Source organism: Alkalitalea saponilacus (genome assembly GCF_900168165.1).
Taxonomy (GTDB): Bacteria; Bacteroidota; Bacteroidia; order Bacteroidales; family Marinilabiliaceae; genus Natronoflexus; species Natronoflexus saponilacus.
Map to the genome: position 1 here is coordinate 24,694 of NZ_FUYV01000003.1, position 17,757 is coordinate 42,450.

Below are 17,757 nucleotides of genomic sequence, written 5' to 3' on the forward strand. Positions count from 1 at the left end.
TTTCAACTTTCTTAAAAGGTGGAACCTTAAATCTTCTTCTGGAAGTCTCTGTTTCCTTAAAACTCAATCCCTTTTCTTGCTTCTACACCTTTGGTGTAGTAATGTTTTATCTCCTTCATTTCGGTCACCAAATCGGCAAAATCCATCAACTCCTGCGGTGCATATCGTCCGGTTATTACCACTTCGGTGGTTGAGTGTTTTTGTTTGAGAATTTCAATCAAATCATCGACCTGAAAGAGATTATAATATAGCGCAATGTTGGCTTCATCAAGCACAATCAGATCGTATTCGCTTGATTTCACAATTTCTGAAATCTCTTGTAAGCCTTCCTTTGCCGCATCAATGTCAGCCTGGTCAGGTTTTTTATAGATAAAACAACCACGGCCGTATTGTTTTAAAGTGATGTTGGGAAGATATTGACGAATGGCCTCGATTTCTGAATAGATTTTGCCCTTAACAAACTGGCAAAAAAACACTTTTTTGCCGGCACCAACTGCTCTGAGAGATAGTCCGAAAGCAGCAGTGCTTTTACCCTTGCCGTTGCCGGTATATACTTGTATGTATCCGTTTTCTGAAGTTGATTGAGTCATGATTAATTATTTAAAATTGTCTGGTAAAGTTAGCAATAAGTCAGAATTCCGATGGGTAATCATAGTGCGAAGATGAATCGCAATTTTTTGTCAGTATACATTAAAACAAAATTTGATACTGGTTATCAGTATAGTTGTAAGACTTATTAAACATTCCGTACTTTTATCTGTTTGAATTGTGGCTGCATATTCTATTTTACCGGTACAGACTGGCGGGTTAGTACTGATATTTTAATAAATTTGTATGCTTACAAGAGAAAACAATATGGAGATGGCAGAAACATCCGATATCGATCTAAGTTTCGAAGATTTTAAAAATGAGGTATTAAACGATTATAAAACGGCGCATCTGAGCAGACAGATGAGCCTGATTGCCCGAAAAGAAGTGTTAACCGGTAAAGCTAAATTTGGAATATTTGGTGATGGTAAAGAGGTCGCTCAAATTGCCATGGCCAAACAATTCAGAAACGGTGACTGGCGTTCCGGCTACTATCGAGACCAAACTTTTATGCTTGCTGCGGGAATGACCACTCCCCAGCAGTTTTTTGCGCTTCTTTACGGAGAAACTAACACAGAACTGAATCCCGATAACGGCGGACGCTCCTTCAACAATCATTACGCCACCCGTTTCATCGACGAGGATGGCAACTGGCGTAACCAGATGGAAGGCGGAAATACCGCCTCCGATATCAGTCCAACAGCCGGACAAATGCCTCGTTCGGTAGGGTTGGCTTTGGCTTCAAAGGTTTATCGAAACAATGAGCAGTTGCATCAATTTACGCAGTTCAGCGACAAAGGCAACGAAGTTGTTTTTGTAACCATAGGAGATGGGAGCACCTCCGAAGGACATTTTTTTGAAACCATGAACGCCGCCGGGGTTTTGCAGGTTCCAATGGCAGTTTCTGTTTGGGATGATGGATATGCCATTTCTGTTCCAACGGAAAAACAAACCATTAAAGGAAATATCTCTAAAGCCCTGCAAGGCTTTGAAAAAGGAGCACGCGACAGCAGCGGAATTTTAATATACCGTGCTAAAGGTTGGGATTATCCCGGTTTATGCCAAATGTACGAAGAAGGCATTGCCCGTTGTCGTGCAGAGCATGTTCCCGTGTTGTTTCATGTTGAAGAACTTACCCAGCCCATGGGACATTCCACTTCTGGTTCGCACGAAAGATATAAATCCGAAGAGAGAATGAAATGGGAGAGGGAGAATGACTGCCTGATTCGCATGAGGGAGTGGATTGTGGAAACCGGTCTGGCAATCGATGCCGAACTGGATAAGATTGAAGTAGAGGCTTTAAAAGAGATAAAGGAGATTCGGAACGAGGTTTTCAATAAGTATATGCAGCCGCTCGTGCGCGAACGCGACGAGCTTGTTCACCTGGTAACTTCCAAACACTGTGTTTGTAATCTGGCCCGTCAGAGCCAAATTGATGATGCCATGCATCAGTTGCAAACTGCACATACACTAAACCGCAAAGAGATTTTGAGTGCAGCCCGTAAGGTGTTGCGTAATGTCTGTTCCAATTGTGATATTCCCGGTGGTCTTAAAAATGAACTCAAATTGTGGGTTGTGGATTACCGGAAAATGGGACATGAAAAATACAATGCCTACCTATATGATGAGTCTTCTCATTCTGCTTTGAAAGTAGAACCGGTTGCTCCATTTTATTCCGCTGAGCCCGAAAAGATACATGGTCGTGAAGTGCTTTTGCAAAATTTTGATGCCATGCTTTCCCGCGACCCCCGGCTGATGATTTTTGGAGAGGATACTGGGAAATTAGGCGGGGTTAACCAGACTCTGGAAGGGATGCAGGAGAAGTATAGCGAAAACCGTGTTTTCGATACCGGTATTCGTGAAACTACCATAATTGGAAAAGGAATTGGGTTGGCATTGAGGGGACTACGGCCAATTGCCGAAATCCAGTATTTCGATTATCTTTTATATGCACTTCAAACATTGAGCGATGATGCAGCAACGCTGCATTACCGCACAAAAGGCGGACAAAAAGTGCCTTTAATCATCAGTACACGCGGGCATCGTCTCGAAGGCCCATGGCATGCCGGATCGCCAATGAGCATGGTCATCAATTCCATACGCGGGATTTATGTCTGTGTTCCCCGTGATATGACCCGCGCTGCCGGTTTTTACAATACTCTGCTCCAGGGAGACGATCCTGCATTGGTCATAGAGCCGCTTAACGGTTATCGGCTGCGGGAGTTGAGACCTGAGAATCCCGGAGAATTCAGAATACCGCTCGGAATTCCGGAGGTGTTGAAAGAGGGACGTGACGTCACTCTGGTTACTTATGGTTCATGCGTCCGCATAGGAATGGAAGCTTCCCGTCAACTCGAAGAAATCGGTATTTCTGTTGAATTGATTGATGTTCAGACGCTGTTGCCTTTCGATATTCATCACGTTATACTGGAATCGGTCAAAAAGACCAATCGGGTGGTCTTTTTCGATGAGGATGTTCCCGGTGGCGCCACAGCTTATATGATGCAGAAAGTGGTGGAAGAGCAGGGTGGTTTTTTCCATCTCGATGCACCTCCTGTTACGGTTTCGGCCAAAGACCACCGACCGGCATACGGAACCGATGGCGACTATTTCAGCAAACCCAACGCCGAAGATGTGTATGAAGCTATTTATGCATTGATGAATGATGCCAACCCGGGTAAGTTTCCGCCGATTTATTCCTGATTTGATTTATATAACAGGAATGCTAACCACAAAAGTGGTTCCTTTTCCGGTTTGGCTGGATACACTGATGCTGCCTTTGTGAAGAGAAACAATCTTTTGAGCCAATGGAAGTCCTATTCCATTGCCTTCGGTGTAGGAACGGTTACTTCCCCGGAAAAAGGGTTTGAAAATCTCCGGCAACTCATCATCCGGAATACCTATTCCGTTATCTTTAATGGTGATGGTGATGGTTTCGGGTGATTGATGTATGAATGTTTCGCATCTGTTATCGGGACTGAATTTGCAACCGTTCTCCATAATTTTAATGAATGCTGTTTTAAGCAGGTATTCGTTTCCGAATACCCCGGCAGCTTCATCGTTCTCTTCCGAATCCTCAAAATGAAGATTAACAGCATATCCGGGACGATGTTTCATCACAGTTTGCATCGCATCCAGTAACACTTCATCCATGCGGATAACTTTAAAACTTATTTCCTGAGGGTCGTATCCGGCCTTTGCCAAATCGAGCAGGTTGTTGGAGAGTGCAGCCAATCGACGGGAATCGAATAAAACATTTTTGATTATTTTTTGATATTCGGCAGTGGTTCGTTCTTTCTGAATGGCCAGATCGAGTTCAGTGGTCATGGCTGCCAGAGGTGTTCTCAGTTCATGAGAGATATTGCTCACAAACTCCTTTTGCGAGTTAAAAGAGTCCTCTAACCTGTTGAGCATTTTATTAAAAGTATCGGCCATTTGCGAAAGTTCATCATGGTTCCCGGTGGATGGGAGCCTTAAATCCAGGTTCGATGCGGTTATGGATTCAGCTTTTCTAATCATGGCTTTAACCGGGTCAAAAGCTTTTTTGGAAAAATAGAGCCCAGCCAGATATATCACAGCCATTGCCATGATTAATACCGTTAACATGGTGTTGCGCAAATCAAATAATTTACTGTAACCGTAGCGGTCGTATGCCGTAGCCGTTATGGCGTAGGCAATTCCATTATATTTGTATCGAAGTCCAATTGCCTGCCAGTCGTCCTGATAAAAACGAATTTCTCCGTTATCAATAATTTCATCAATCATTTCAGGGGTTTCCTGCACGTGGTCAATGTCTTCGGCATCATGGTAGAGAAGATTAAATCCTGCGTCGTATATGGCCACTTCAACTTCGTTTATCACCTCAATGTTGCTGCGGTATATGGTTTGAAGCGTGGTGGTATCCACTTTGGCAATAAAAAAGAGGTTGGCTTTGGTAATGGCTTCCTGTTCTAATGCGGTGAAAAACTCACTTTCCCGGCTTTTATGTGCCGAATAATATATCACAATGGAAAAGGCCAGTAAAATAGCCGTGCTGATAACCGTGTATATGAGTGTAAGTTTTGTCCGTATCTTCATTATAACTTATCCTTTAAAATAAACCCCATGCCGGATTTGGTATGAATCAGTTTTGTGGGAAATTTTTTATCAATTTTATTCCTCAGGTAGTTGATATAGACGTCAATAAAATTAGTGCCGGTGTCAAAATGTGTTTCCCACACATTTTGCGCAATCTCAGTTCGCGATAATACCCGCTCTTTATTTCTAAGCATGTACTCCAACAACTTGAACTCCTTCGGAGTGAGATGTATTTCCTGATTGTCCCGTTTTACCAGTTTGGTGTGAATGTTTAACTCCAAATCTGCATAGTTTAGAACTTCAGAATTATTGTTTTCCAGCTGATTGTACCTTTTCAATAAAGTGCGGATTCTTGCAAAAAGTTCTCTGAAATCGAATGGTTTAACCAGATAGTCGTCGGCACCGGCATCAAATCCTTCCACTTTATCATCAGTAGTCCCAAGCGCAGTAAGCATAATGATGGGTGTGTTGGGAAGATGTTCCCGGAGTTCCCGGCACAGGTCAATGCCATTTATTTTTGGAAGAATGATGTCAGTGATGATGAGGTCGTAGGAGCTCCGTAATGCCAATTTTTTCCCGGTTTCCCCATCGTAGGCAACATCTGCCAGACAATTGTTTTCCTCAAGGCCACGCTTAATAAGCGTGGCAATGCGTTGCTCATCCTCTATAATCAGAATTTTATGCATGTTGACTCTTCTCTAATCAAACATCAAAGATAAATGTGTATTTCAGCAAGAGCATGTTTTCGTGATAAATTTTTTCACCATAATGCTGGTATTCCAATCTTAACCTGTGGTTTTGGTATGGAAACCAGGAAACTCCTGTTGTTATGGATTTTTCGCTCATGGAGCCAATGCCTGGTTCCAATAGCGGGAGTTTTAATTGCTGATACATGATGCTGGCGTTCCATTTATCTGTTGGTGAATACACCAAAAAAGCATAACCTCCCGGATAACTGCGATTTCCAAATTTACGGTTCATCCACTCTGCCGTAAATAGCAGCGATTGGTCATTTCGCATGGTTTGTTCAATAGTGAGGTTCCCACCCCATCCATTTATTTTATGACCTGTTTGCAACTCTTGATTGTTGAAGTTTTCTTCTTCTTCCAGCGCGAAAAATGGGTGAAGATTGCTTTGGTGTTCCCAATAACCAAAAATGCGTGGATTGATGGTAGTGGTTTCGTTGTGATATGTGTAGCTAAGGGTGTTGGTAAGAAGCGTGTTCTCTTTTTCTATGCCATTTTTAGCTAGTTCGGTTTTTAAGGCCATCTCCGAATTTGAATTATTGTAATATAGCTTGGTTCCTATTCCGTCAATGGCCATGCCGTGATTATTTCCCCAATAGGATGTGAAAATCCGGGGTTTCATATTAAACTGAAAATCTGCCAGATGCAACTGATTTACAGGTGAGATGCGTGAAAACCACCGCCCGGCAGTAATTGTTAGAAATCCGGTGGTGTTCCATGTCAGGTAGAACTCCTCCACTTCCAGCTCTATATCGTATGGTGAAGGAGTTCCCATGCGGGTTTGACGCGTTTCGTTCAGCAAATCGTGCCAAGGAGAGGAGTCAAAGTGAAACGCTCCAAAAAGTGATATTTTGTCGTTAAAAATCACATCGACATCAACCATTATGGCTGCCAATCCAAGCATGTAGTTTCCCGATTCAGTGGTCTGTTTTGCAAAAATCTCACCTCCAATCTCCAAATCAATATCCGGTTTGGTTATAGAATTCTGAGAATTCAAATCAGAGCAAAAAAGCATGATGATTGAGGATGTAAAGAAGGGGAGAATATGGAACGATTTTAATTGCATGTTTCTTTTTTTGCTGATGTTACTTTATGCATTTATATGGCATTTAGTTTTTGCTTGTTTTTAGGAATTGTTTTTTACAAATGTATAACAGTTGTGGAATATACGAAATTAGAATAATGTTATAAAAGTATTGGAAAATATTTAGAATTCAATTTGTTTGATTTTGAGAATAGGTAAATAATCAGAGCATTAGGTGTTTGAGTGGTTTTGGTGTGGCTGCTTAATGATCAGTTTGTCAATTGATTGTAGTTTCTTATTTTTATTTAATGAGATTCTAACGGTTTCCCAAATCCACAACTGGGGTCTGCTGCTCCTGAGCGTTTTAATATGCAGGGACGTAACATTAATCTCTTTCCTCATTATTTCTATGTACATAAGCTGCACTGGCTTGGTTTGTAGGCATCAGCAACATATCATTTACATTTACATGTGGCGGACGGGTTACTATAAATTCAATGGCATCGGCCACATCATTTGCATAAAGAGGAGTTAAGCCTTTATATACATCATCGGCTTTCTTTTTGTCTCCATGAAATCTTACAATTGAGAACTCAGTATCAACCATTCCCGGTGAAATGCTGGAAACTTTAATGTTATATGGAAGCAAGTCTATTCTCATCCCTTTGGTCAGAGCTTGCACAGCATGTTTTGATGCGCAATATACATTCCCGTTGGCATACACTTCGACGCCTGCTATGGAACTCACATTGATGATGTGTCCTGATTTTCTATCAACCATTCCGGGAGATACAAGCCGGCTAATATAGAGAAGCCCTTTAAGATTGGTATCAATCATCGCTTCCCAATCATCCAGACTTCCATTATGAATTGGGTCAAGGCCGGAAGCAAGTCCTGCGTTGTTAACCAGAATATCTATCTTTAACTCCTCAGCAGATAAATGGTTCCATGCATCATCAACCTCTTGCTTTTGACGTATGTCAAAAGCAAGAATGGTAATGGATACGCCTTTAGGTTCTAATTTCTTTTGTAAAGCTGTCAGTCGCTCCTTCCTTCGTCCTGTAATGATCAGGTTATAGCCCAAATCGGCCAGTTTTATAGTGGTGGCTTCGCCAATTCCGGAGGTCGCTCCGGTAACAAGTGCTCTTTTTCTCATAAACGTATATTTGATGAATGCATTTGTATTGTGACCGAATTTTATTATTTTCAACTACGAATTTAGTTGCATTTGTATTATTGTCAAAACAACATTGATTACATTTGTGACTGGAATACTATTTTTAAAACATCAGCTATGTCCATTCAGGAAACAACAATTCATGATGCCGAATCCTTTAATTTAACGTCTGAGGAATTCGCAAGAATAAGATCAATATTGGGTCGAACTCCGAACATAATCGAATTGGAGATTTTTTCAATTCTCTGGTCTGAGCATGCCAGTTATAAAAACTCCTTGAAGTGGCTTGAGATTCTTCCTGTAAATGGTGACGGGGTTGTTGTTGAGGCAGGAAAAGAGAGTGCAGGAGCAATTGATATAGGAGATGGACAGGTATGTGTCTTTAAAGTAGAGTCTCATAACCATCCATGTGCTGTGCAACCAAGACTTGGCGCTTCCACCGGATTAAGAGTGGTTACCCGGGATATTTTTACCATGGGAGCAAAGCCATTGGCTTTTCTTGATTCTTTACGATTTGGAAATGGCGTGAGAGACACCGCCCGATGGTTGTTTGAAGAGGTGATTACCGGACTGGCTGATTTTGAAAAAGGGTTTGGTGTGCCTGTAGTTGGTGGTGAGGTGTTCTTCTGCGATGCCTTTAATTCAAGCCCCATTGTCAATAACATGGTGGTTGGTGTTGCCAATAAGGAAGATCTAATTTCTGCTGTTGCTAAAGGAAAAGGAAATTTGATCGCTGTAGTGGGCGTTTCAACAGGAGACGATGGCATTGATGGAGATGCATTTGCCGCTGATTTTATTACAGACAATGGAGTTAAAGGGTTATCACTGGACAGATTGAAGAATGTTGAAGTTGAAAAATCGCTTTATAAAATCATTCGAAAACTGATTGAAAAGAAGCTGGCCATTGGAGTTCAACCAATTGGAGCTCAGGGTATCGCTGGGGCTGTAACAGAGATGGCTGCTCGCGGAAAGTCAGGAGTTAAGGTGACTACCGCCAACATTCCTTTGCAGAATACAGGGTTATCTTCTCGTGATATCCTGATCTCAGAAACATGGGGCAGAATGTTGGTGTGTTTTGAGCCGGAGCATAAAGAAAAGATTGAATCAATTGCCAGAAAGGCCGGTGTTGAATTTGGAATAATTGGTGAAGTAACGGATGACGGAATATTTAATCTTGTTGAAAATAACGAATCTCTAATAAATATTCCCGTTGATTATTTAGGTCTTGGAGGAAAGGCTCCAGTATATGAGCCCGAATATGAGCTTGATGGGAAAGAGGTCGTTAATTGTATTTTGGAAGAACTTCCTGAACCAGATCATTATCCAGCTGTTGTAAAACAAATGATGAGTTCGTTAAACCTGGTGTCAAAAAAATGGTTGAGTAAGAAATTCTCGAAATCTCTTCGTCCACAGGCAATGAGTAGCAAATATCCTTCTGATGCATCCATTATTGAGGTGGAGCATAATGGTAAGGCATTGGTAGCCACGATGGATTGTAATCCTGGTTACATGACAACTGATGCATACAAGGGTGCACAGATTGCTGTTGCAGAAGCTGCCAGAAACATAGTTTGTGCCGGAGGAAAACCATTGGCCATATCTGATTGTTTGAACTTTGGTAATCCGAACGAGCCAAAGGCTTATGGAGCCTTTGTTGCTTCTGTGAAAGGAATAGCTGAAGCTTGCAAACTGTTCAATGTTCCGGTAATAAGTGGAAATGTGAGTTTTTACAATCAAAGATCCATCGATGGGCAGATTGTTCCCATCACACCATCGCCAATTATCGGAATGGTAGGGCTTTTAAAGGATTCTGCAAAGCATACCACATTAGCGTTCAGACATAAAGGAGACATGATCTTTTTGGTAGGGCGGTCACGAAATGATGTAAACGGATCGGAATACATCAGGAAAGTTCACCGGGTTAATGTTTCGCTACCTCCTTATTACGATCCCGAAGAGGAGCGCGAGTTGCATCAGGTTGTTTCAGGGATGATAGAGGCCGATCTGGTTCGGTCTGTACATGATGTTTCAAATGGCGGACTTTTCTTTACCCTTTTGGAGTGCGCTACTCCGTTGGAGTTTGGGTTTGATATAACTACTGATGCAGAAATAAGAAAGGATGCGTTTCTTTTTGGAGAATCTCAAAGCAGGGTGATTGTTTCTGTTTCTGCCGAAAAGCAGGATATGTTTGTGGATTACATGGTTGAGCAGGAGTTTCCGTTTTCAATTCTCGGGCATGTAACCAAGGGAGAGGTTCGTATTGATGATGAGTCATACGGATATGTAGATGAGTTAAAAAAAGTGTTTGAAAGCCAGTTGAAAAGCTGGGTAGAAGGGAAATAGAAAAGAAATGGATATAGTTCCGTATACTCAACAAAGGGGCACTAAAAAAGAACAGGTGACATACATGTTCAATAAAATAGCCCCTCAATACGATTTGTTGAACCACCTATTCTCATTTGGAATTGATAAAGACTGGCGTCGAAAGGTTGTTGACGAGGTAAAAAAAACTAAGAATCCAGTTATCCTTGATGTGGCAACTGGCACCGGTGATTTGGCTTTAGCTCTTGCTGCCAGTCATCCTACAGCCATCCATGCCATTGATATTTCTCCGGGGATGCTTAATATTGCCAAAAAAAAGGTGTTAAGCCGAGGTTTACAAAACACCATTATGCTCACCGAAGCCGATTCTGAAGCGATCCCCTTCCCGAATGGTAAATTTGATGTGGCCACAGTGGCTTTTGGTGTCAGAAATTTTGGTGACTTGAACCTTGGACTGATTGAGATTAACCGGGTTCTAAAACGCGGTGGAAAAATCATCGTATTGGAGTTCTCCAGGCCAAATGTTTTTCCCATGAAGCAATTTTACCGTTGTTATTTCAATCGGCTGATTCCGTTTTGCGGAGCTCTTTTTTCCAAAGACAGAGAGGCTTATTCATACTTGTCGGCCTCTGTTATGGCCTTCCCCGAGGGTAAAGAGTTTGAACAGGAATTGATGATGGCTGGTTTTGATGACATAAAGACCCATCGACTGAGTTTAGGTATCGCTTCAATTTATATTGCAACCAAGTCTTTGCAATAATATCAGTGATTATTCGTTTTATTCGCAAAACCAAATATTATTTTGTTATCCGGCTTCAGATGAAGAAAGTTGTTTCAATATTCCTGTTTGTCCTGGTGTGTTCTGCGTTGATTGCACAACCATCGAAAAGAAGGGTTCCAAACTTGCCTTCTTTTGATGATCGTCATCTGAACTTTGGATTTCTGATAGGGTTAAACACCATGGATTTTAGAGTTGTGCACGCAAACCCATCTGATGTTACAGGAACGGAGATGAGATATGCCGATGTAGTAAATCTCAACCCGGGAATTAATATCGGTATGGTTACAAGCTTCAGACTCAATCAGTACCTGAATTTGCGATTGTTACCGGGAATCAGTTTTGGTCAACGAGATTTACACTTTATCAGCAATGATGGAGAAGAAGACAGATGGCCTCTTGAGGTTAAATCAACTTTCATTGAATGCCCTATTCTGATTAAGTTCAATGGCGCCAGAATGACCAATGCGAAGCCATATCTGGTGGGCGGCGTTAATCCCCGCTTCGACCTTGCCAAAAGTAGAAAGGATGGGATATTAATGCGCCCTTTTGACCTCTACTGGGAACTAGGAGCCGGAATCGATTCTTATATGAGCTACTTCAGATTTTCTACCGAATTGAAAATTTCTGTGGGCATGTTAAATGTATTAAGTCCGGAAGGAACCGGAGAGCCTGAAGATGTTCTTTACACAGGTGTTTTGGATAGGCTTACATCCCGGATTTTTGTTCTCACCTTTTATTTTGAGTAAATCATCTGTTTTTTTGATGTTTGAAAGGTTATTTAGTAAAGGCGCTGATATATTTATAAAGATAAATCAATCCGATATGATATATTTGCAAAAAAGTCGTTTTTTAGTTTATCACTTCTAATTCTTCATAATTTGAAGATCAGCATCAATCCCTGAGAGGATTGACGCGATGATCTAACGCTCTGTTGTTAATGAAAAAAGAGGTTGTACTCAGAATTACTCCCAAGGAGGCTTATGATGATGCTAAGGTGTTATCACTTATCGCATCGGCTTTGAAGGTGAAGCCTTCAAAAGTAACAGGATATTACATTCGTAAACGTTCAATTGACGCACGACGTTCGCCAGTCATGATACAACTTCATATCATGGCCTGGGCCAATGCGCCAATGATACAACCAGAAAAGGCCTCTTTTGATTACCCCGATGTTAGCTGTTCACCTGAGGTGATTATTGCTGGAGCAGGTCCGGGAGGGCTTTTTGCTGCGTTGAGGTTGATTGAACACGGTTTAAAACCAATCATACTTGAAAGGGGAAAGTCCGTAAGCGATCGGAAAAGGGATGTCGCCTTGCTCAATCGAAACCAACCGGTTAATCCTGATTCCAACTATGCTTTCGGTGAAGGTGGTGCAGGAACGTTTTCTGATGGCAAACTCTATACCCGTAGCACTAAGCGAGGAGACTTTAAGCGTTTTTTGGAAATACTATGTTTTCATGGGGCTCATCAGGATATTTTAATAGACGCTCATCCTCACATAGGTACAGATAAATTGCCCGGAGTTATTAAAAACATCAGGGAAACAATTATTAATGCAGGTGGCGAAGTTCGTTTCGAAACCAAAGTAAAAGACCTCATCATTGATGGTGATACGGTGTGTGGAGTAGTTACTTCCAACGATGAGAAAATTTTTGGGGAGGCTGTTGTTTTGGCCACCGGGCATTCAGCTCGCGACGTGTATGAGATGCTGCATTACAGAGCAATTAAGTTGGAAGCAAAAACCTGGGCAATGGGTGTCAGGGTGGAGCATCCTCAGCATCTGATTGATCAGATACAGTACCATTCACCCGAGGGAAGAGGAGATTTCCTGCCAGCTGCATCATACAGCTTTTCCTGTCAGGTTGAAAGTCGTGGTGTTTATTCGTTTTGCATGTGTCCAGGTGGAATTATTGTTCCTGCAATGACAGGAGAACAGGAGATGGTCGTTAACGGGATGTCGGCATCGGGACGAAATTCACCTTTTGCCAACAGTGGAATGGTTGTGGAGATTCATCCCCAGGATCTGGACGGATATAAAAAGCACGGTGATTTGGCCGGACTGGTTTTTCAAAAAGAAGTTGAACAACTTTGCTTTGTGAACGGAGGAAAGAATAATGTTGCTCCGGCACAAGGATTGGTGGACTTTGTGAATGGAAAACTATCATTTGATCTTCCTGAAACATCATACATCCCGGGTGTGATTAGTGCTCCGCTGCACTTCATTCTTCCCGAAATAATCTCAGCAAGGTTGCGTGAAGGATTCAAAATGTTTGGAAAATGGGCCAAAGGTTTTCTCACCGACGAAGCCATTGTTTTGGGGACAGAAAGCCGCACGTCTTCGCCTGTCAGAATTCCAAGAGACTCATCAACTCTTGAACACATACAGATCAAGAAACTTTATCCATGCGGAGAAGGTGCCGGTTATGCCGGAGGTATTGCTTCTTCTGCACTTGATGGCGAGCGCTGTGCCGATATGGTTGCCCGTTCTTTGGGCCTTATTAAGGATTAGACATAAAAAGTCGCCTTCTGAATTCGGAGCAGATGATTGCTGTGGCAACTCCCGCATTTAAGGATTCGGAAGTTTTCCCCCCCCCGGGGTACGATGGAATTGTTACACGTTCGGTCACCAGTTGATCAACCTCCGGACGAATTCCATTTCCTTCATTGCCAATGATGATCAGACATCCCTCGGATAATTCCGAGTGATAAAGATTGTCGAAACCCGGGTATGTACCGTAAACGGGGTTTTGCGTCTCATTTTTATATCTGACAATAAACTCCGGCAAGTCAGTGTAATGAACGGGAACCCTGACGGCAGCACCCATAGTGGCTTGCACCACTTTGGGATTGTAAACGTCGGCAGTATCTGTACTGCAAACAATCTGGTCTATCCCAAACCAGTCTGCAATTCGTATGATGGTGCCAAGGTTTCCGGGATCCTGTATCCCATCGAGTATTAAAACTGTTTTGTTTTGAATGGCACTATTATTGAGATGATACTTAAACTGGGGAAACAGAGCTAAAACGCCTTTGGGCGTTTTTTGAAACGAAACAGATGATAGTTCATTGCGAGAAACTTGAATTAAATTATCCGGTACCAATTCAGGATTATCCGGTAACCAATCGTCTGACACAATAAGTAAATGAGGAACTATACCCGCTGATATGAATTCGTTCACGGTTTTGTTTCCTTCAGCCAAAAAAAGTCCATGGAGGTCACGGTATTTTTTTTGCCCCATTGAGGCAATCAGTTTCTTTTGGGATTTACTTAGCATCATCAATTTTTTTACCTTTGTTTGCAAAAGTAATAAACTGTAAATGATATTCAGAACAGATAAAGCAAACCTGCTTGTTTTTTTTATTTTTATTTTGATTGTGCTTCTGCCAGGATGTCGCAGCACGAAGTACGTTCCCGAGGGGGAACGTTTGCTTACACGTGTACAAATTAAAAATGATGCCAGAGATATTTCCCGTGATGATCTGCGGGGATACATCAGGCAACAGGAAAATCTGCGAATTCTCGGATTTTGGAAATTGCACCTTGGTATTTATAATTTGTCAGGGCGCGATGATTCAAAGGGGTTTAACAGATGGTTACGCCGCATCGGAGAAGCCCCGGTTATTTACGACTCAACATTGGTTGATCGTTCAGTTGATCAAATGCAATTGTTTCTGAGAAACAGAGGGTACTATCTTGCAGAGGTTTCTGATACCGTAACTTTTCCAACCCGTAGACGTGCCAGAGTAAAGTACACGGTTGAATCTGGTCCGCGCTATCGGTTAAACAATGTTTACTACCGAATTGATGATGACAGCATCCGTTCATATGTTTTAAGCGATACTACAAACACCGTTTTGCGTCGGGGTCGCGGTTTTACAGTTCAGATGCATAATCAGGAAAGAGACCGAATAACTGAAAACCTCAGGAATAACGGGTTCTTCAATTTTTCCCGAGAATTCATCTATTTTTTAGCGGACAGTTCAGTTGGGAATCACAGAGTGAATGACACTCTGGTTATTATGCCTCCTCCTCAAAATATGTCAGGTAGAACAGAGTCGGGAAACCATGCCCGATATTCCATCAGAAATGTGTTTTTTCAAGTTGGGATAGATCCTCAGGAGAGATCAATTGACGGAATTCGTCCTGATTTTCAGGCTGACACTTTGTTTTACCAAGGGTTCTATTTCGTGTTTGAAGATGAACTGGATTTTAAGCCGGAAGTTCTCCTAAACAGTAACAGCATTATGCCGGGAGGGTTATTTCGCAGCAGTCAGGTTGAAAGAACTCAAATATTGCTGAGCGATTTGCGCATATTCAGATATATCAATATCCGTTTTAGGGAGCTTGAAGGGGAGTTTGACGAGCATGGGAATAAAATTCTGGATTGTGTAATACATGTGGTACCTGGTAAATATCAGTCATACGCACTTGAGGTTGAAGGAACCAATTCATCAGGAAATCTAGGTGCTGCGGGTAATATAAAGTACCAACATAAAAATATTTTTAATGGAGCCGAACTGTTTACGCTCAATACCAGGGTAGCCAGACAAAATCAGTTCATAATGCGCAGCGGTAGCAAAGAGCAATTTAATACCATGGAGTTTGGAGCAGAGAGTTCGGTCGTATTCCCGCAATTTTTGCTTCCTGTTAGGATTGAAAGGTTCAGACAAAGATACAATCCGAAAACAACCATAGCTGCCGCTTATAACTATCAGCGACGACCTGATTATACACGCACCATTGTAAATGCTCGTATGGGTTACACGTGGCGTGCTTCCAGATATAGTACACATTCATTTTTCCCATTGGATTTCAATCTTGTTAATATTCCCAGTGTCAGCGATGCTTTTAAAGCCATCATTAATGAGTCGTTTCTACGTTATGCATATGAGGATCACCTCATTGCCAACCTCAACTATACCTATATCTATAATCAGCAGGAAATTGGTCAACGATGGCGCGATTTCTGGTATTTGAGATTGTCACTTGAATCTGCAGGGAATATCCTTGATCTGATGGCTCCTATTTGGTCTGAAAATATGCAGGATGGGTATAATACAATTCTCGGGATAAGGTATGCACAATATTTGAAAGCGGACATAGATGTCCGTTACCATAGTCCCATTGACAGATACACATCTCTTACCTACAGGTTTTTTGGAGGAGTAGGAATTCCTTACAGAAACCTTAATGTACTTCCATTCGAAAAAAGATACTTTTCGGGAGGAGCCAACAGCATCAGGGCTTGGCCCGTAAGGGGTCTTGGGCCTGGTTCTTCGTCCGATGACAGATTAACATGGTACAACCAGACCGCTGATATTAAACTAGAGGCTAATGTGGAATATCGTTTCCCATTATTTTGGCTTCTTGAAGGAGCATTGTTTGTTGATGTGGGAAACATCTGGGGCATTCGTCCTGAAGGAAGTATGGAGGATGGCCTTTTTGAGTTTGACCGTTTTTATCGTCAGCTTGCTGTCGGCACAGGGTTTGGTACACGTTTTGATTTTAACTACTTTATTTTCAGGATTGATACGGGTCTGAAACTTCGGGATCCAGCAGAACTCTCTGGTGACAGATGGATTCCTTTTTCCAGAAGCTACAATTGGAATGATGTTGCATTTAATTTTGCCATTGGTTATCCTTTCTGATTATGGGACGATTTTCTGCCATTGGTTTAGTCAGTTGACTTTAATTTTGAGAAATAGTGAGGGGGGAGCCACGTGCCTTTACTAAACAGTTTCAATTCTCCATTACCTGATATAAGAAACAAAAAAGGAGTTTCCATAACGGAAACTCCTTTTTATATTTTCTAAAGTGATTTGATTAAGCTTTTCCGGCTGAACCTAATACATTTTTGTTTTTGTGCATATATAATTCCTTTAATGCATCACGAGCAGGTCCAAGGTATTTTCTGGGGTCAAACTCACCTGGATTTTCTGCCATTACTTTGCGAACGGCTGCAGTCATTGCTAAACGGCCGTCTGAGTCGATGTTGATCTTGCAAACGGCTGATTTTGCCGCCTTACGCAATTGCTCCTCAGGAATTCCAACTGCAGCTTTAATGGCTCCACCGTTTTCATTAATGGTATTCACATGCTCCACTGGAACTGAAGATGCTCCATGAAGTACAATCGGGAATCCGGGGATTCTTTTTTCAATCTCTTCAAGGATTTCGAATTTCAATGGAGGAGGTACCAAAACTCCATCCTCGTTTTTGGTACACTGCTCTGGTGTAAATTTGTGAGCTCCGTGAGAAGTTCCGATAGAAATCGCCAGTGAGTCAACACCGGTACGTTTAACGAAATCTTCAACCTCTTCGGGACGTGTATAAGTAGACTCTTCTGCAACAACGTCGTCTTCAACGCCGGCAAGAATTCCTAGCTCTCCCTCAACGGTTACACCTTTAGAATGAGCGTACTCAACTACTTTTTTGGTTAACGCTATGTTCTCTTCGTATGAGTGGTGCGAACCATCAATCATAACAGAAGAGAATCCGCTGTCGATACACTCTTTGCATAGCTCAAAAGTATCGCCGTGGTCAAGGTGCAAAACGATAGGAATTTCACATCCAAGCTCTTTTACATATTCAACCGCTCCTTTAGCCATGTTTCTGAGTAACGTTGCATTGGCGTATTTACGGGCACCTGACGATACCTGAAGAATAACCGGTGATTTGGTCTCTACACAAGCCATTAAAATTGACTGAAGCTGCTCGAGGTTATTGAAGTTATATGCCGGGATGGCATAACCTCCGGCAACGGCTTTTGCAAATAGCTCCTTGCTATTTACAAGACCTAATTCTTTGTAACTTATTGACATTTTTCTATTGTTTAATTATTGGTTTTACGTGTGATATCAGTGGTTTTACCCCTAATAATAATTCTATCGCAAAAGTAGTGAAACCTTCTCACTTTTACAATTTTTCTTCTAAAACTGAAAGTTTCTTGAGATTTTATAACTAAAATTTAACTTTGCACGAGAATTTTTAACCTGTAACACCATACAATTTTCTTATTTTGAAACTAAATTTGGCTCACAAAG

The 17,757-nt window shown here is 41.8% G+C and carries 13 protein-coding genes; 6 read left to right on the plus strand and 7 right to left on the minus strand.

Translation table 11 applies throughout. The annotated features are described in order from the left end of the window. Positions 1-56: 56 nt before the first annotated feature. Entirely contained in the window at positions 57-590 is a 534-nt protein-coding gene (gene cobO, locus B5X70_RS03560) for a cob(I)yrinic acid a,c-diamide adenosyltransferase (RefSeq protein ID WP_079556510.1), read from the minus strand. 244 nt (positions 591-834) lie between these two features. On the opposite strand from cobO, the gene B5X70_RS03565 reads away from it, so the two are divergent. Continuing rightward, positions 835-3,291, plus strand: coding sequence for an alpha-ketoacid dehydrogenase subunit alpha/beta (locus B5X70_RS03565; protein WP_079556511.1), 2,457 nt, complete (start codon positions 835-837; stop codon positions 3,289-3,291). A gap of 6 nt (positions 3,292-3,297) precedes the next feature. Here the strand turns inward: B5X70_RS03565 and B5X70_RS03570 are convergent, their stop codons facing one another. The 4 genes from B5X70_RS03570 to B5X70_RS03585 form a co-directional block, all read right to left on the minus strand. Then, on the minus strand, positions 3,298-4,665 hold the full coding sequence (locus B5X70_RS03570; protein ID WP_079556512.1) for a HAMP domain-containing sensor histidine kinase: 1,368 nt from the start codon (positions 4,663-4,665) through the stop codon (positions 3,298-3,300). Continuing rightward, a complete protein-coding gene (locus B5X70_RS03575) occupies positions 4,665-5,351 on the minus strand; it encodes a response regulator transcription factor (RefSeq protein WP_079556513.1) in 687 nt (228 codons plus the stop codon). The genes B5X70_RS03570 and B5X70_RS03575 overlap by 1 nt, the downstream gene beginning before the upstream one ends. Positions 5,352-5,367: 16 nt before the next feature. Next, entirely contained in the window at positions 5,368-6,477 is a 1,110-nt protein-coding gene (locus tag B5X70_RS03580; RefSeq protein ID WP_143255021.1) for a hypothetical protein, read from the minus strand. A 343-nt stretch (positions 6,478-6,820) separates the two neighbouring features. After that, positions 6,821-7,591: an SDR family NAD(P)-dependent oxidoreductase gene (locus B5X70_RS03585; protein ID WP_079556515.1), complete on the minus strand. Its 771-nt coding sequence runs from the start codon at positions 7,589-7,591 to the stop codon at positions 6,821-6,823. 138 nt (positions 7,592-7,729) lie between these two features. Here B5X70_RS03585 and purL point away from each other — a divergent pair, with 138 nt between their 5' ends. The 4 genes from purL to B5X70_RS03605 all read left to right on the plus strand — a co-directional run bounded on the left by purL (position 7,730) and on the right by B5X70_RS03605 (position 13,224). Continuing rightward, positions 7,730-9,955: a phosphoribosylformylglycinamidine synthase subunit PurL gene (gene purL, locus B5X70_RS03590; protein ID WP_079556516.1), complete on the plus strand. Its 2,226-nt coding sequence runs from the start codon at positions 7,730-7,732 to the stop codon at positions 9,953-9,955. A gap of 7 nt (positions 9,956-9,962) precedes the next feature. After that, complete coding sequence (gene ubiE / locus B5X70_RS03595; protein ID WP_079556517.1) at positions 9,963-10,694, plus strand: bifunctional demethylmenaquinone methyltransferase/2-methoxy-6-polyprenyl-1,4-benzoquinol methylase UbiE; 732 nt, start codon at positions 9,963-9,965, stop codon at positions 10,692-10,694. 59 nt (positions 10,695-10,753) lie between these two features. Then, on the plus strand, positions 10,754-11,461 hold the full coding sequence (gene porT, locus B5X70_RS03600; RefSeq protein ID WP_079556518.1) for a type IX secretion/gliding motility protein PorT/SprT: 708 nt from the start codon (positions 10,754-10,756) through the stop codon (positions 11,459-11,461). Between the two features lie 191 nt (positions 11,462-11,652). Then, positions 11,653-13,224: an NAD(P)/FAD-dependent oxidoreductase gene (locus tag B5X70_RS03605; protein ID WP_079556519.1), complete on the plus strand. Its 1,572-nt coding sequence runs from the start codon at positions 11,653-11,655 to the stop codon at positions 13,222-13,224. On the opposite strand, the gene B5X70_RS03610 is transcribed toward B5X70_RS03605, so the two are convergent. After that, positions 13,214-13,990: a TrmH family RNA methyltransferase gene (locus tag B5X70_RS03610; RefSeq protein WP_079556520.1), complete on the minus strand. Its 777-nt coding sequence runs from the start codon at positions 13,988-13,990 to the stop codon at positions 13,214-13,216. The genes B5X70_RS03605 and B5X70_RS03610 overlap by 11 nt on opposite strands. Positions 13,991-14,033: 43 nt before the next feature. Between B5X70_RS03610 and tamL the strand changes: the two genes are divergently transcribed. Then, complete coding sequence (gene tamL / locus B5X70_RS03615) at positions 14,034-16,364, plus strand: translocation and assembly module lipoprotein TamL (RefSeq protein WP_079556521.1); 2,331 nt, start codon at positions 14,034-14,036, stop codon at positions 16,362-16,364. A 175-nt stretch (positions 16,365-16,539) separates the two neighbouring features. Here the strand turns inward: tamL and B5X70_RS03620 are convergent, their stop codons facing one another. Then, positions 16,540-17,535, minus strand: a complete 996-nt coding sequence (locus B5X70_RS03620; protein WP_079556522.1) for a class II fructose-bisphosphate aldolase — start codon at positions 17,533-17,535, stop codon at positions 16,540-16,542. Between the last annotated feature and the right edge of the window lie 222 nt (positions 17,536-17,757).

Coding starts and splice junctions, on each gene's coding strand:
- tamL (WP_079556521.1), top strand. CDS start 14,034: ATGATATTCAGAACAGATAAAGCAAACCTGCTTGTTTTTTTTATTTTT.
- B5X70_RS03585 (WP_079556515.1), bottom strand. CDS start 7,591: ATGAGAAAAAGAGCACTTGTTACCGGAGCGACCTCCGGAATTGGCGAA.
- B5X70_RS03610 (WP_079556520.1), bottom strand. CDS start 13,990: ATGCTAAGTAAATCCCAAAAGAAACTGATTGCCTCAATGGGGCAAAAA.
- B5X70_RS03605 (WP_079556519.1), top strand. CDS start 11,653: ATGAAAAAAGAGGTTGTACTCAGAATTACTCCCAAGGAGGCTTATGAT.
- B5X70_RS03570 (WP_079556512.1), bottom strand. CDS start 4,665: ATGAAGATACGGACAAAACTTACACTCATATACACGGTTATCAGCACG.
- B5X70_RS03620 (WP_079556522.1), bottom strand. CDS start 17,535: ATGTCAATAAGTTACAAAGAATTAGGTCTTGTAAATAGCAAGGAGCTA.
- cobO (WP_079556510.1), bottom strand. CDS start 590: ATGACTCAATCAACTTCAGAAAACGGATACATACAAGTATATACCGGC.
- B5X70_RS03580 (WP_143255021.1), bottom strand. CDS start 6,477: ATGCAATTAAAATCGTTCCATATTCTCCCCTTCTTTACATCCTCAATC.
- porT (WP_079556518.1), top strand. CDS start 10,754: ATGAAGAAAGTTGTTTCAATATTCCTGTTTGTCCTGGTGTGTTCTGCG.
- ubiE (WP_079556517.1), top strand. CDS start 9,963: ATGGATATAGTTCCGTATACTCAACAAAGGGGCACTAAAAAAGAACAG.
- B5X70_RS03575 (WP_079556513.1), bottom strand. CDS start 5,351: ATGCATAAAATTCTGATTATAGAGGATGAGCAACGCATTGCCACGCTT.
- purL (WP_079556516.1), top strand. CDS start 7,730: ATGTCCATTCAGGAAACAACAATTCATGATGCCGAATCCTTTAATTTA.
- B5X70_RS03565 (WP_079556511.1), top strand. CDS start 835: ATGCTTACAAGAGAAAACAATATGGAGATGGCAGAAACATCCGATATC.